This window comes from Streptomyces sp. NPDC050997 (genome assembly GCF_040660135.1).
Classification (GTDB): Bacteria; Actinomycetota; Actinomycetes; order Streptomycetales; family Streptomycetaceae; genus Streptomyces.
On record NZ_JBFAGK010000007.1, the window covers coordinates 81,282 to 95,989 of the forward strand.

Annotated in this window: 11 protein-coding genes; 4 read left to right on the forward strand and 7 right to left on the reverse strand. The window is 71.9% G+C overall.

Annotated features, from left to right (window positions below):
- Positions 1-187: 187 nt before the first annotated feature.
- Positions 188-2,755, reverse strand: coding sequence for a CHAT domain-containing protein (locus tag AB0H86_RS17885; protein ID WP_362439673.1), 2,568 nt, complete (start codon positions 2,753-2,755; stop codon positions 188-190).
- 147 nt (positions 2,756-2,902) lie between these two features.
- Here AB0H86_RS17885 and AB0H86_RS17890 point away from each other — a divergent pair, with 147 nt between their 5' ends.
- From AB0H86_RS17890 to AB0H86_RS17900, 3 genes are read left to right on the forward strand one after another with little or no spacing between them, the layout of a single operon-like run.
- Positions 2,903-4,333: a S8/S53 family peptidase gene (locus tag AB0H86_RS17890; RefSeq protein ID WP_362438804.1), complete on the forward strand. Its 1,431-nt coding sequence runs from the start codon at positions 2,903-2,905 to the stop codon at positions 4,331-4,333.
- 59 nt (positions 4,334-4,392) lie between these two features.
- Positions 4,393-4,968 (forward strand): sigma-70 family RNA polymerase sigma factor, encoded by a 576-nt coding sequence (locus tag AB0H86_RS17895; protein WP_362438807.1) that lies wholly within the window; start codon positions 4,393-4,395, stop codon positions 4,966-4,968.
- A 5-nt stretch (positions 4,969-4,973) separates the two neighbouring features.
- Positions 4,974-5,435, forward strand: coding sequence for a hypothetical protein (locus AB0H86_RS17900; protein WP_362438810.1), 462 nt, complete (start codon positions 4,974-4,976; stop codon positions 5,433-5,435).
- Positions 5,436-5,479: 44 nt separating this feature from the next.
- Here the strand turns inward: AB0H86_RS17900 and AB0H86_RS17905 are convergent, their stop codons facing one another.
- From AB0H86_RS17905 to AB0H86_RS17915, 3 genes are read right to left on the reverse strand one after another with little or no spacing between them, the layout of a single operon-like run.
- Positions 5,480-6,277, reverse strand: a complete 798-nt coding sequence (locus AB0H86_RS17905) for an N-formylglutamate amidohydrolase (protein ID WP_362438814.1) — start codon at positions 6,275-6,277, stop codon at positions 5,480-5,482.
- A gap of 50 nt (positions 6,278-6,327) precedes the next feature.
- Positions 6,328-6,468 carry a hypothetical protein gene (locus tag AB0H86_RS17910; protein ID WP_362438817.1) on the reverse strand — a complete coding sequence of 47 codons (141 nt, stop codon included), beginning with the start codon at positions 6,466-6,468 and terminating at the stop codon, positions 6,328-6,330.
- A gap of 21 nt (positions 6,469-6,489) precedes the next feature.
- A complete protein-coding gene (locus AB0H86_RS17915; RefSeq protein ID WP_362438820.1) occupies positions 6,490-8,709 on the reverse strand; it encodes an NADP-dependent isocitrate dehydrogenase in 2,220 nt (739 codons plus the stop codon).
- Positions 8,710-8,928: 219 nt separating this feature from the next.
- Between AB0H86_RS17915 and AB0H86_RS17920 the strand changes: the two genes are divergently transcribed.
- Positions 8,929-10,482 carry a M1 family metallopeptidase gene (locus AB0H86_RS17920; RefSeq protein WP_362438823.1) on the forward strand — a complete coding sequence of 518 codons (1,554 nt, stop codon included), beginning with the start codon at positions 8,929-8,931 and terminating at the stop codon, positions 10,480-10,482.
- A gap of 174 nt (positions 10,483-10,656) precedes the next feature.
- Here the strand turns inward: AB0H86_RS17920 and AB0H86_RS17925 are convergent, their stop codons facing one another.
- The 3 genes from AB0H86_RS17925 to AB0H86_RS17935 form a co-directional block, all read right to left on the reverse strand.
- Positions 10,657-11,757 (reverse strand): mechanosensitive ion channel family protein, encoded by a 1,101-nt coding sequence (locus tag AB0H86_RS17925; protein WP_362438826.1) that lies wholly within the window; start codon positions 11,755-11,757, stop codon positions 10,657-10,659.
- 198 nt (positions 11,758-11,955) lie between these two features.
- Positions 11,956-13,485, reverse strand: coding sequence for an amino acid permease (locus AB0H86_RS17930; RefSeq protein ID WP_362438829.1), 1,530 nt, complete (start codon positions 13,483-13,485; stop codon positions 11,956-11,958).
- Positions 13,486-13,527: 42 nt separating this feature from the next.
- On the reverse strand, positions 13,528-14,523 hold the full coding sequence (locus tag AB0H86_RS17935; RefSeq protein WP_362438832.1) for a hypothetical protein: 996 nt from the start codon (positions 14,521-14,523) through the stop codon (positions 13,528-13,530).
- Positions 14,524-14,708 lie beyond the last annotated feature (185 nt).

Sequence of the window (14,708 nt, forward strand, 5' to 3'; positions counted from 1 at the left end):
AAGTCCCCCTGTATCAGGCGGGAGTATGGCGGCTCCAGTTAGCGTGACGACTTTCGAAAGCGGCGCGAAGACCCTGGAGCCGCCGCTCGACGACGCTGCCTGAGCGACCCCATGGACCGGCGGTCTGACCCCCGTGGGGGAGGGGTCAGGCCGCCCGCGAGGCCGACTGGAGCGGCCCCCACGCGGCTCACGCCGCCCCGAACGCCGAGAACGACCACCCGGTGGCCTGGTGGGTCGCGTCGCCCGGCAGCGCGGTCCGGGCGTCGCGCAGCGCCTCCGCCAGGGACAGACCCGCACTGAGCCCCTTGTGCAGCGCCAGCATCAACGGCACCACCGCTTCGTCGTTGACGGGCGCGCTGCACGCCACCACCCCCGCCGTGCCCAGCGGCAGCAGCGCGGTGACCAGGCCGAGCAGCTCGTCGGCGCCGACGGACGCGAACCGGGCGGTGTCGCAGCAGGACAGGATGATCCGGTACGGGCTGCGGTCCAGGCGTTCGAAGTCGTGGACGATCAACGGGCCGTCGGCCATCCGCAGCGAAGAGAACAGCGGACTGTCCGCCCGGAACGTGCCGTGCGCGGCGATGTGCGCCAGCGCCGCCCCGTCGAGCTCCTCCAACACCCGGGGCACCCGCGCCCCTTCGTGCTCCAGCACGGTCGATCCGCCGTACCGCCCGGCCAGTTCGGGGACCTCCGCGCCGCCGCTCGCCAGACCCGGGCCACGCACCAGCACCTGTCGGCCGCCGGGCGGCGATGCCGTCTCCCGGGCGCGCAGCCAACTGCCGGCCGACGGCGACACGCTGAACACCCGCTCCCGCAGCGACGGCAGCAGCGCCCACGGCACCCGGTGCAGCCGGCCCGGCGGCACCACCACGAGCGGCCCGCCGCCCAGGTGCGCCGCCGCCGGGCCGAACAGAAGTTCCTCCAGACGCCGGCCCGCCGCCTCCACCACCGGGCGCCGGGCCTCCGCCCCCGGGTGGGCCAGTCGCCGCAGCCCGGCCTGGACGTGCTCGGCCTCGGTCTCCGCCTCGGCCAGCAGCCCCGCCTCGAACCGCCGCACCCGCCCCTGCCCGCACAACAGCACGTGAACCCGTCCGTCGAGCACCGCCAGCTCCACCAGCCGTACCTCGTCGCCCAGCCGTGCCAGCAGCCGCGCCGGGTCGAACCGGCTCCCCTCGCCGGGCACGTCGCCGCGGATGTGCAGGGTCCGGGAGCGGATCTCCCGCTCCAGACGCCGCTGGTCCCGCTCCAGCGCCGGGACCGGACGGCCGTCCTGGCGGGCGGCCTCCGCGCGGGCGGCGATCTCCCGGAAGGCGGTCAGACCGCTGAGCAGGGTCGGATCGGCGGGCGGCCGGGTCGGCGGCGCGGACAGCACGGTGGCCCGCCAGCGCTCGCTCCACACCAGGAGCCGTCGCGGCCCGCCCGAGTCGAGGCTCGCCCGCTGGGCCAGCCCGGCGAGTTCCGCGCCCTGCGCGGTGGCCCGAGCCCTGAGCTCCGAGGCACCGAGCGTCATCCGATGGTCGTCGAGCACGTCGAGACCCCGCCGGCAGGCCTCCAGGACACCCCGCCCGGAACCGGCGGCCCGGGCCCGCAGCGCCTGCGCCGCCCAGCCCGTCATCCGCGCCAGCGGCGGCCCGCCGTGCCGACTGCGGGCGGCGATGGCCAAGTGCCGCTCCGCGTCGGCCGTCCAGCCCAGACCGAGCGCGATCCGGCCCGCGAGCAGCGACGCCTCCGGCGCGGCCGGCGCACCGAAGGACGCCAGCCGGTCGGCGACCGCGGCGGCGTCCGCGACCAGCCGCCCCGAACCGCGCCCGGTGGTCACCCGCGCCTCGATCAGCACCAGCCGGGCGTGCGTCTCCCACCAGCTGCGCCGCTGCCCCGCGAACAGCCGCACGGCCACGGCCGCGCGGGCGATCGCCGTGTGCGGATCGCCCGCCAGCCGGGCCGCCCGCGCCGCGACCAGCAGCAGCTCCGCCTTGCGGGTGGACTGTCCGCCGATGCCGTCGAGGACACCTATCGCCGCGTCCGCCTCGGCCAGCGCCTCCGGGGCGAGCCCGGCCGCCATCAGGACCTCGCAGCGCCGGATGGTCAACATGAAGGTGGGCGTGCCGAGTTCGGCGTACCGCTCCGCGGCCTCGTCCAGCAGCCGCAGCGCCGCCGGGATGTCGCCCGACCGGAACGCGGCTAGGCCCCGGCTCTCCACCGCGTCGGCCTTGTCGTGCTCCTGGCCGGTCGTGTCCCACAGCGCCTCGGCCGCGGTGAAGTCGGCCTCGGCCCGGTCCACCGCGCCCAGCGCCAGATGCACGGTCGCCCGCAGGGTCAGCGCCCGAGCCGTCCAGATGACGTCGCCCGCCTGCCGCAGCACGGGAATCGACCGGCGTACGTCCTCCAGCGCCTCCCGGTGACGCCCCAGCACCCACGAGGCGTACGCCCGCCGGAACAGCACCCGCGCGCGCGTGTGGCCGCCGCTCACCGCGACACCCCGCTCCAGCGCCGCCAGGCCCTGCCGGGTGCGCCCCGCGTGCACCAGGGCCACGCCGAGCGCGGCCAGGACGTCCGCCTCCCGGTCGGGCGACTGGGCGCGCGCCGCCAGATCCCGGGCGAGACGCAGATGGTGCAGCGCGATCCGCAGATCGCCCCAGTCCCGCTGCCAGATCCCGATCACCTGATGGGCGACGGACGCATCCCACGGAGACGGATCGGAGTCGAGTACCTCCCGGGCCCGCGCCAGCGCCTCGTTGGGCGCGGCGAACACCATCGGCAGCAGTTCGAGAACCGAGTCGCTTCCCGCTGTCACTCCACGGATGGTAGTGGTCCAGGTCACCCGCCACACAGGCTTGGCGCTGTATCAATCAGCGGGCGCGGGGCTCTGACTGACGACCGTCGCCCACGGGGAGGACACACCATGGCACCTCAGCGATTCCACGAGCAGTTCGACCAGATCCAGCGCTCCATGCCCGACGTCCCGCTGGCCCTGGGGCCCGACGACGCGGCGGAGTTCATCTACGAGAAGGGTGTCGTCCTCGCCCGTGATGGTGAGGAGGCCCGGCTCGTCGAGGACCACGTGCGCGCCCACTTCACCGAGGCGACCGAACTGACCGGGGATCAGGTGCGGCGGGCCGGCCCGCAGACCAACCGCTCGGGCATCACCCGTATCCAGGTCGGCGACCCCGGCCACGGCGATCGGCACGCCGACCTGGCCGTCGCTCACGCCATGCGGGCCATGCGCGAGCACGAGGGACGCGCCGGACACCGGCTGATCAGCCGCAACCACGTGGTCTCGATCGCGGTCAACTCCTGCCCCGGTGACGAGCCCGTGCCCGCCCCGCTCACCCAGGGCCCCAACCCGGCCCCCGCCGAGACCGGCCACGACGCGGACACCGCCGTCGACGTCCTCGTCATCGACAACGGACTCACCCACGACCACACCGTCGTCCCGCTGCTCGCCCACGTCCGCGGCGACCTGCACGCCACCGAGACCGACAGCGCGGGCAACCTCCTGCAGTACGTCGGTCACGGCACGTTCATCGCGGGGCTCGTCGCGGCCGTCGCCCCGAACACGGACGTCACGGTCCGCAACACGCTCAACGACGCCGGGGCCGTTCTGGAGTCCGAGTTCGGCGAGAGGCTCTTCGACGCCGTCGACGAGCATGGCTGGCCCGACGTCATCAGCCTCTCCGCCGGCACCTCCAACGGCCGCACCGACGGTCTGCTCGGCATCGCCGCCTTCATGGAGGAACTCCGCGGGCAGCGCACCCTGTTGGTCGCGGCGGCCGGCAACAACGCCAGCGCCACCCCCTTCTGGCCCGCCGCGTACGCCTCGCTGCCCGAGTACCGCGACGTCGTCCTGTCGGTCGGCGCGCTGCGCGGCGACGGCGAGCACGGCGCCTGCTTCAGCAACCACGGGCCCTGGGTGAACGCCTACGCCCCCGGCGAGCGCCTCACCAGCGCCCTCACCGGCTTCGACGCGCCCGTCCCGTACGCGTACCAGCACTCCACGTACGACGACTGCCGCTACGGCTTCACCTACGTCTGCACCTGCCAGGCCCCGCGCCACACCGGTGCGTTGAGCGAGGAGGGCACCACCGCCAAGCCCGACCAGGTGATGTTCGAGGGGTTCGCACATTGGAGCGGCACCTCCTTCGCCACCCCCGTCGCCACCGGGATGGTCGCCGCCCACATGAGCGCCCACAAGGAGTCCGACCCGCGGGTCGCCCGACAGCAACTGCTCGCCGCGAACACCGAGTTCGCGGAAGTGCGCGGGGCGCACGTTCCGGCGCTGCGACCGGGCACCTGGCGCCCGGTCCCGGTCGTGCGCCGCTCGGCCCCCGCATGAGGTCCGGAATCGCCCCCTCCACGGCGTACGATGACGTGCCGTACACGAGGGGTGGGGCCGTGGACCGTGCAGATGTCGGCGTGCTCGTCCAGTCAGCCGTCGACGGTGACGCGGCGGCCTGGAAGGCGCTGGTGGAAGGTATGAGCCCGCTGGTGTGGTCGGTGGTGCGCGCACACCGGCTCTCCGACGCCGACGCGCACGAGGTGTACCAGACGGTGTGGTTCCGTTTCGCCCAGCACCTGGGACGGATCCGGGAACCGCAGAAGGCCGGGTCCTGGCTGGCGAGCACGACACGGCACGAATGCCTGAAGGTGCTCAAGAGCCTGCGGCGGCTGATGCCGACCGACGACCCCCAGCTCTTGGACCGGGTCAGCGAGGACCGTACGCCCGAGCAGTCGTTCCTCGACTCGGAGGAGGCCGCCGCCGAGACCGAACGCATCCGGCGTGTGTGGCAGGAGTTCGAGGAACTCGGCGAGCGGTGCAGGCAGTTGCTGCGCGTCCTGATGGCCTCACCGCCGCCCAGCTACCAGGAGGTGTCCGCCGCCCTGGGTATCGCGGTGGGCAGCATCGGACCGCTGCGTCAGCGCTGTCTGCGCCGGCTGCGCGCCCGACTCGACGCACGGGGAGCACTGTGAGCGCCATGGACGGCATGAACGACATGAACGACGAGGTCGACGGTGACCTGCTGGAGGAGGAGCTGCGGCGGGCCGCCGGCATCCTGGACCCGGTCCCGCCGGCGTTGCGGCAGCTCGCCGTCGAGGCCTACGCGCTGCACGACCTCGACGCCCAACTCGCCGAACTGACCTTCGACTCGCTGACCGACGCGATCCCGGTGCGGGGGGCGACGGACGTTCCCCGGATGCTGACCTTCCACTCGGGGGACGTCACCCTCGACGTCGAGGTGACCGCGCAGGGCCTGATGGGCCAGGTGCTGCCTCCGCGGTCGGGCACGGTCGAGGTGCTGAACGGGCCCCAGCCGGGCGTGCCGCTCCTGGCCGACGACATGGGACGGTTCGCGTCCGACACGACTCCCGCCGGTCCCTTCGCGCTCAGGCTGCGGACCGGCGGGCAGGTGGTGGTCACCCAGTGGCTGCGCGTCTGACCGGGGCCAGGTCGTCCGTCATCAGGTGACAGGCAGGGTCCCCGTCAGCCGCTCACGGCGTCGACGAGACCGGCCAGGGCGTCGGCGAGACGCCCGAGACCCTGCCCCGCGGGCCCGCCCGGCTCACTCATGTACGTGTCCCGACGGATCTCCACCATCAGCGCGCTCACCCGGGGATCCCTGCCGTAGAACTCCAGCGGCACGTAGGCCCCGCCGAACGGGCTGTCCAGGCCGATCTCCCCGAGCCCCGCGAAGGCCTCCCGGGCAGCGCCCAGCAGCCCGCCGGGGGTGTGGAAGGAGTCGGTGCCCAGACAGACGGGCGGCCGGGGCCCGTCGCCGTGCAGCTCGTAGGGGAGCGCCTCGGTGGGATAGGAGTGCACGTCGATGACGACGGCCCGCCCGGTCGCGGCCAGCCGCCCGGCCACCGCGTCCGTCATCGCTCGCGCGTACGGCCGGAAGTACCGCGCGACCAACGGCTCGGGGCCGGTGTCCGCGGACCGCAGCGGGGCGCGGTGCGTGGTGCGTGTGTACACGGCGCCCATCCCCACGGCGAGCATCTCCTCCCGCTCGTCAGGAAACCGCTCCGGATCCACCACCAGCCGGGAGAGCCGGTTGACGAACCGCCAGGGAGCGACGCCGGACAGCCTCGCCGCCGCCGCGGCGAGCTCAGCGGTGTGCGCGTCGACGATGTGGTCGAGCTCCCGCTCCAGCTCCGCGTCACCGAGCAGGATGCCGTCGCGCACGTCGGCCGGTATCTCCCGCGAGGAGTGCGGCACATGAAGGATCACCGGCGACATCCCGGCACCGGGCAGCAGCTCGAAGGACGGCGCGGCGGAGGTCATGAGGCTGCTCCCGGGGGCGTTGTCAGTGGTGTGGGTGCACGATCAAGGTGTCACAACAGGGGCTGCCGGGCGGCGGCCGTGCCGAGCGGGACGAAGGCGTCCGGAACACCGCCCTCGCCGGTCCGCACGCCGATGTGGTCATACGGCTCCGCCCCGGCCGGTTGGTCGCCGGTCGGGGCGGAGTCACACAACGGGCCCGCGAGGGCGTGGCGTCAGCTGAGGGACGCCAGTGCCTCGTTCCACGTGGTCGACGGGCGCATGACCTTCGCGGCCTTCGCCGGGTCGGGCTGGTAGTAGCCGCCGATGTCGGCCGGCTTGCCCTGGACGGCGTTCAGCTCGTCGACGATCTTCTGCTCGTTCGCCGCGAGGGTCTCGGCGAGCGGGGCGAAGACCTTCGCCAGGTCCGCGTCGTCGGTCTGCCGCGCCAGCTCCTGCGCCCAGTACAGGGACAGGAAGAAGTGGCTGCCGCGGTTGTCGATGCCGCCGACGCGACGGGTCGGGGACTTGTCCTCGTTGAGGAAGGTCGCCGTGGCGCGGTCGAGGGTGTCGGCGAGGACCTTGGCGCGGGTGTTGCCGGTGACCGTCGCGAACTGCTCCAGGGACGGGACCAGCGCGAAGAACTCGCCGAGCGAGTCCCAGCGCAGGTAGTCCTCCCTGACCAGCTGCTGGACGTGCTTCGGCGCGCTGCCGCCGGCGCCCGTCTCGAACAGGCCGCCGCCCGCCATCAGCGGGACCACCGACAGCATCTTGGCGCTGGTGCCCAGCTCCAGGATCGGGAACAGGTCGGTCAGGTAGTCGCGCAGGACGTTGCCGGTGACGGAGATGGTGTCCTCGCCGCGGCGGATGCGCTCGACCGACAGCTTGGTCGCCTCGACCGGGTTGAGGATCCGGATGTCCAGGCCCTCGGTGTCGTGCTCCGGCAGGTACGCCTGGACCTTGGCGATCAGGTTGGCGTCGTGCGCACGGGTCTCGTCCAGCCAGAACACGGCCGGGCTGCCGGAGGCGCGGGCGCGGGTGACGGCCAGCTTCACCCAGTCCTTGATCGGGGCGTCCTTGGTCTGGCAGGCGCGGAAGATGTCACCGGCGGAGACCGTCTGCTCGATCACCACGTCGCCGGCCTGGTCGACGAGGCGGACCGTGCCGGTGGTGGGGACCTCGAAGGTCTTGTCGTGGCTGCCGTACTCCTCGGCCTTCTGCGCCATGAGGCCGACGTTCGGGACCGAACCCATCGTCGACGGGTCGTAGGCGCCGTTGGCACGGCAGTCGTCGATCACGGCCTGGTAGACGCCGGAGTACGAGGAGTCCGGCAGCACCGCGAGGGTGTCGGCCTCCTCGCCGTCCGGGCCCCACATGTGGCCGGAGGTGCGGATCATGGCCGGCATCGAGGCGTCGACGATCACGTCGGACGGCACGTGCAGGTTGGTGATGCCCTTGTCGGAGTCGACCATCGCCAGCGCGGGGCCCTCGGCGAGCTCGGCGTCGAAGGAGGCCTTGATCTCGGCGCCCTCGGGCAGGGCCTCCAGGCCCTTGTGGATACCGCCCAGACCGTCGTTCGGGGTGAGACCGGCCGCGGCGAGCGTCTTGCCGTACTTCGCGAAGGTCTTCGGGAAGAAGGCGCGCACCACGTGGCCGAAGACGATCGGGTCGGAGACCTTCATCATCGTGGCCTTGAGGTGCACGGAGAACAGCACGCCCTCGGCCTTGGCCCTGGCGATCTGCGCGGTCAGGAACTCGCGCAGCGGCGCGACGTGCAGGACGGAGGCGTCGACGACCTCGCCCGCGAGGACCGGTACCGACTCGCGCAGCACGGTGGTGGAGCCGTCGTCGCCGACCAGCTCGATCCTCAGCGCGCCCGCCTCGGAGATCACGGCGGACTTCTCGGTGGAGCGGAAGTCGTCGACACCCATCGTCGCCACGTTCGTCCTGGACTCGGGGGTCCAGGCGCCCATGCGGTGCGGGTGGGTCTTGGCGTAGTTCTTGACCGACGCGGGGGCACGGCGGTCGGAGTTGCCCTCACGCAGGACCGGGTTGACCGCGGAGCCCTTGACCTTGTCGTAGCGGGCCTGGATGTCCCGCTCCTCGTCGGTCTTCGGGTCGTCCGGGTAGTTCGGCAGCGCGTAGCCCTGGGCCTGCAGCTCGGCGACCGCGGCCTTCAGCTGCGGGATCGACGCCGAGATGTTCGGCAGCTTGATGATGTTCGCCGCGGGCGTCTTGGCGAGCTCGCCGAGCTCCGCCAGGGCGTCCGGAATCCGCTGGTCCTCGGTGAGGTACTCCGGGAACAACGCGATGATGCGCCCGGCCAGCGAGATGTCACGCGTCTCCACGGCGACACCCGCCTGCGAGGCGTACGTCCGGACCACCGGCAGGAAGGAATACGTCGCCAGGGCCGGGGCCTCGTCAGTGTGCGTATAGATGATGGTCGAGTCAGTCACCGGGTGCTCCGCTCCACGTCTGCAACATTGCTCGACATCAAGATATCTCGTGGTCGACCCGGCATCGACAGCGGTCCTCGGGTACTTCCGGACACACTCCCGCGAGACGCGTGCATCCTCCGAGGCAACCGAAGCGTCTGATCTTGTGGTCATGCATTGTGATCACCCTTTGACCGACGGCCGGACCCGACCACCCGGCCGCCCGAGCGAAAGCGGACCATGAGATATCGCACCAGAGTGACGGCACCCGCCACCGCCCTGATAGGCGCCGCCACGGCGCTGACCGTGGGATCCGCCGCCCACGCCGCCCCCGCGGCCTCCTCCCCGGCAGCCTCCTCCCCGGGCGCCGAGACCCTCGGCGACCCCGTCTTCCCGAGCCTCGGCAACGACGGCTACCGCGTCAACGCGTACACCCTCGACTTCGCGTACGACGCCACGACCAAGCTCGTCACCGCCACGGCGACGCTGGAGATCCTCACCACCCAGGCCCTGAGCCGCTTCTCCCTGGACGCCCTCGGCCTGGACATCACGTCCGTCCGCGTCGCGGACAGCGAGGCCGCCTTCGAACAGGTCGGCGAGAAGCTGCGGGTCACGCCCGTGCGCGACCTGCCGGACACGTGCACGGCCACCGTCGTGGTGGCGTACACCGCCGACCCGCGCCGTTCCCTCGCGCACACCGCCTGGGTCGCCACACCGGACGGCTTCGCGGTCTGCCCGCAGCCGGACTCGGCGCACACCGTCTTCCCCTGCAACGACCACCCGCAGGACAAGGCGGCCTTCACCTTCCGCGTCACCGTGCCCAGCGGCCTGCGCGGGGTCGCCGGCGGCCTCCTCGTGAACACCGAGACCCTCACCGACGGCCGGACCGCGTACACCTACCGCTCGCGTGAGCCGATGGCCACCGAACTGGTGCAGATCACGGTCGGCGACTACGTGGTCAAGGACCGGCAGGGCCCGGGCGGACTGCCCCTCAGGGACGTCGTGCCGACCGCCCGCGCGAGTGCCCTGGAACCGGCGCTCGCGCTCACCTCGGGGCAGCTGAGCTGGGTCGAGCAGCGGCTCGGCGCGTTCCCCTTCGAGACGTACGGGCTGCTGCCCTGCAACTCCGACGCCGCGAACGCCTTCGACTTCACGGGTCTGGAGACCCAGACCCTCACGCTGTACAAGCCGAACTTCCTGCTCCAGGAGGAGTCGAAGATCGGCTCGCACATGATGCACGAGCTGGTCCACTCCTACTTCGGCAACAGCGTCAGCCCCGCCACCTGGGGCGACCTCTGGCTGAACGAGGGCCACGCCGACTTCTACGGGCTGCTCTACCGCTACGAGCGCGGCTGGGCCGACTCTCTCGGGCTGACCACCATGGAAGCCCGGATGAAGGACACCTACGCGCGCGGCGACCAGTGGCGCAAGACCTCCGGTCCGGTCGCCTCACCGAACGCGACGAACCTCTTCGACAGCCAGCGCTACCTCGGCGGCGTCCTGGTCCTGTACGCGCTGCGGCAGTTGATCGGCGAGGCCGCCTTCGGCTCCGTCGAGCGCACCTTCCTGGACCGGTACCGCAACTCCGCGGCGACCACGGAGAACTACATCAGCGTCGCCTCGGAGGTCTCCGGCCAGGATCTGTCCGGCTTCCTGCGGGACTGGCTGTACGGCACGAAGACCCCGCGGATGCCCGGCCACCCGGACTGGACGGTCACCCCGGCGAGCGCCTCGCTCGTCGCGCCGAACCGCCGGACGAACGGGCACTACCACGACAACTCGGCCACCCTGTAAGGGATCAGCCGGGACCAGGGATCAGCCGGGACATCGGCCTAGTCGGGACATCGGCCTAGTCGGGACATCGGCCTAGTCGGGACATCGGCCTAGTCGGGACATCGGCCTAGTCGGGACATCGGCCCGGCCGGGACATCGGCCCGGCCGGGACATCGGCCCGGCCGGGACAGTGGCTCAGTCGAGCCGGGTGGAGGCGACTTCGCCCGGCTCGATCTCCGCGCCGCCGCGCTGCTGCGGGATCACCACCGCGCCCTGCTGCAGGGCCACCGTCCGTGCGGGCGCCGGAATCCGGATGCCCTCGTCGCGGTAGCGCCGGTGCAGCCGCTTGATGAACTCGTGCTTGATCCGGAACTGGTCGCTGAACTCCCCGACGCCCAGGATCACCGTGAACCCGATCCGGGAGTCACCGAAGGTGTGGAAGCGGACCAGCGGCTCGTGATCGGGGAGGGCGCCGGTGATCTCGGTCATCACCTCGGTGACGACCGCGCAGGTGACCCGCTCGACGTGCTCCAGGTCGCTGTCGTAGCCGACCCCCACCTGGACCAGGATGGTCAACTGCTGCTCGGGACGCATGAAGTTGGTCATGTTCGACTTCGCGAGCTCCCCGTTGGGGATCACGACCAGGTTGTTGGAGAGCGCGCGTACGGTCGTCTGACGCCAGTTGATGTCCTCGACATAGCCCTCCTCGCCGCTGCTCAGCTTGATGTAGTCGCCGGGCTGGACGGTCTTGGAGGCGAGGATGTGGATGCCCGCGAACAGGTTCGCCAGGGTGTCCTGGAGGGCCAGGGCGACCGCCAGACCGCCGACCCCCAGGGCGGTGAGCATCGGCGCTATGGAGATGCCCAGCGTCTGCAGCACCACCAGGAAGCCGATCGCCAGCACCAGCACCCGGGTGATGTTCACGAAGATCGTGGCCGATCCGGCGACCCCGGAGCGGGACTGGGTGACGGTCCGCACGAGGCCCGCGACGAACCGCGCCGACGCCACCGTCACGACGAAGATCAGCAGCACGGTCAGGGTCTGGTTGATGGTGTGCTGGACCGCCGAGAGCAGCGGCAGGGCCGCCGCCGCGGACGCCGCGCCGCCCGAGATCGCCGCCCACGGCACCACCGTGCGCAGCGCGTCCACGATGACGTCGTCGCCGCCCCAGCGGGTGCGGTCGGCGTGCTTGCCCAGCCAGCGCAGCAGCATGCGCAGCAGGAACGCCGCCAGCAGGCCCGCGGCCAGCGCGATCCCCGCGACGACCAGGTCGTCCACGGTCAGGTCGCGCTTCACCGGTCACCTCCGGAAGGGAGGACTGCGGCGAAGGCGTTCGCCGACGGCCGGATGTGAAGTTGCGTCACGTTGCCACCTGCTCGATTCCGGGAAGTGCGATCGCGCGGGCCAACCGGCCCCCCGTGGCCCGCGCGACCGCTCATCCTGCCGTATCCGGCACAGGGGTTCGTACCTGGACGGGCGCCGGATGGCATGGTTTCAGACGATTCCCTCGGCCAGTTCGGCCTGTTCCCGGTCGGAGTACGCGGCCGTGGTGGGTGTGCCGTACGAACCGCGGGCGACGAACCACCACACCGTGGCCAGGACCAGGACGACGGCGAGGGCCACGGACGCGTAGTTCATCGTGTCCACCGTCACCGGCGACGACTGTGGCAGACAGAACAGGACCGTCACACAGGCCACCCACGCCACCGCGACCCAGCCGATCGGCCTGCTCCACCGCCCCAGGTTCCAGGGACCCGGCTCAAAACGGTCGCCCGCGCGTAGACGCAACAGCACGGGAATGGCGTACGCCGGTGTGATGCCGATGACATTGATGGCGGTCACCGCGCCGTACGCGGTCGTCGAGTACAGGGACGGCAGCGCGAGCAGGCAGGCGGCCACCACCGACAGCCACACGGCGGCGACCGGTGTCTGCGTGCGCGCGCTGACCTTGCGCCACAGCGTGGAGCCCGGCAGGGCCTTGTCCCGGCTGAACGCGAACACCATCCGACTGGCCGCCGCGACCTCCGCGTTGCCGCAGAACAGTTGCGCCACGATCACCAGGAGCAGCAGCGCGCTCGCGCCGTCCGTGCCCAGGCCGTCGAGCAGGATCTGCGCGGGCGGCACCCCGGTCTCGCTGGCCCGCGTGGCGTCGTAGTCCTGGATGGCGAAGGTGAGACCGGCGAGCAGTACGAAGCCGGCCAGCCACGACACCCAGATGGAGCGCACGATGCCCTTCGCGGCCGACACCGAGGCGTTGGACGTCTCCTCGGACAGGTGCGCGGAGGCGTCGTAGCCGGAGAACGTGTACTGCGCGAGGAGCAGGCCGATCGCGGCCACGTAGACCGGGTTGGACCAGCCGGTGTCGTTGACGAACTCCGTGAACACGAAGGACGGCGACTGGTGGTGGTCGGGGACGATCGCCAGCGCGCCGACGATGAGCGCGACGCCCGCCAGGTGCCACCACACGGAGATCGAGTTGAGCACGCTGACCAGCCGCACCCCGAACAGGTTCAGCACGGCGTGCAGCAGCAGGATCACCACGAAGATCAGCATCGTCTTCTCCGGTGTCGGCTCGAAGCCCCACCGGAGGTTCATGAACGCGCCGGTGAACAGGGCGGCGCCGTAGTCGATGCCGGCGATCGCGCCGAGCAGCCCGAGCAGGTTCAGCCAGCCCGTGTACCAGCCCCAGCGGCGCCCGCCGAGCCGGTCGGCCATGTAGTACAGGGCGCCGGATGTCGGATACGCGCTGGTGACCTCCGCCAGCGCGAGGCCCACGCACAGCACGAACAGGCCGACGCCCGCCCAGCCCCACAGCATCACGGCCGGACCGCCCGCGCCCATGCCGAAGCCGTACAGGGTCATACAGCCGGACAGGATCGAGATCACCGAGAAGCTGATCGCGAAGTTGCCGAAGCCGCCCATGCGGCGGGCTAGTACGGGGCGGTAGCCGAGTTCGCGCAGCCGCCGCTCCTCGTCGTGCTGCGGGGCCCCGGGGGAGGCCGACGGATCGGGGCTGGTGGACATGGGGAACCTCCGATGGGTGGGCGGGAGAAACGGGGGACGACGTCAGGCGTCGGGATCGGGCGCCGCCGACCGGCTGCGCGCACGCGCCTGCCGGAAGATCCGTACGGCCTCGGACTGGTCGCCCGGATCCGTGGCGCGGTAGGCCCAGGGCAGGGGGGTGTAGTACGGGCCGATCGCCTCGAACACCCGGGCCGCGTCCTCGAACCGCAGCGCACCCCACAGCGCGTGGGCCAGATGGTTGAGGTCCAGCGGCGAGCGTTCGGCGGGCCGGGACCGCTCGAACCAGGACGCGTACGCCCGGCTCGCCTCGCGGGTGGCCTCGTCGGCCACCCAGTGCAGGTCGAGAGCGGCGGAGCGCCCGCTGCCGCGCCGGTAGCGCTCGACCCGGACATACAGCGGCAGAACGTGCAGCGCCGAGCCCGGCGGGGCGGTTGCCGCCACCCGGTGGGCGTGACCGGCCGCCTCCGGGAGCCGGTCCGAGGCGGCGTGCGCGTACAGGAACTGCAGCACACGGTGGTGGGCCTCGCGGTTGCCCGGGTCGCGCTTCTCGGCCTCCGCGAGCAGCCCCCACGGTCCGGGCGGCAGCATCGGCTCGGGCGGCGCCACCCGGTGCTCCTCCCACAACTGCCGGCGGTCCAGTTGCGCGAGCGCCAGCAGACACACCCAGGGCACCGGGTCCAGGGGCGCGACCCGGGTGGCCGCGTCGCTCACGTCCCACGCCTCGATCCACAGTTCGTGCGTACGGCGATGCCCCTCGCGCCGGGCCCGTAACGCGCGCTCCACCGCGACCCGGGCCCGCATCACCGCGGCCGGAACGCTGTGCGGCTCCTCCGCGAGCCAGGCCCGCACCACGTCCGTGCCGGCCGCCCCGGCGGCCAGGACCTGGGTGCGCTGCGTCCACTGCCACCAGGCCGTGGTCCGTTCCAGCAGGGCGCGCATCGACATCCAGCGCCCGGTGCGCACTTCCTGGAGAGCGGCGCGCAGTTCGGTGTCAGGGCCGGCGGGATCGTACGAGGGTCGGGCTCCGTCTCTGGCCATCAACCGCTCGCCCCGGACTTCGGGTCGGGCGGGGCGACGGCAGGGTGGAGTAACAACAGCCCTCCTCTGGGCGGCGGTTGAGGAGATCGCGTCGGTCGGCGGTCACTATAGGGGCGCCATCCATGTGTCAGCCAAGGGTTCCCCGATCATTTCGAACTTCTTTTCACGGCAGGTCTGTTGACTGG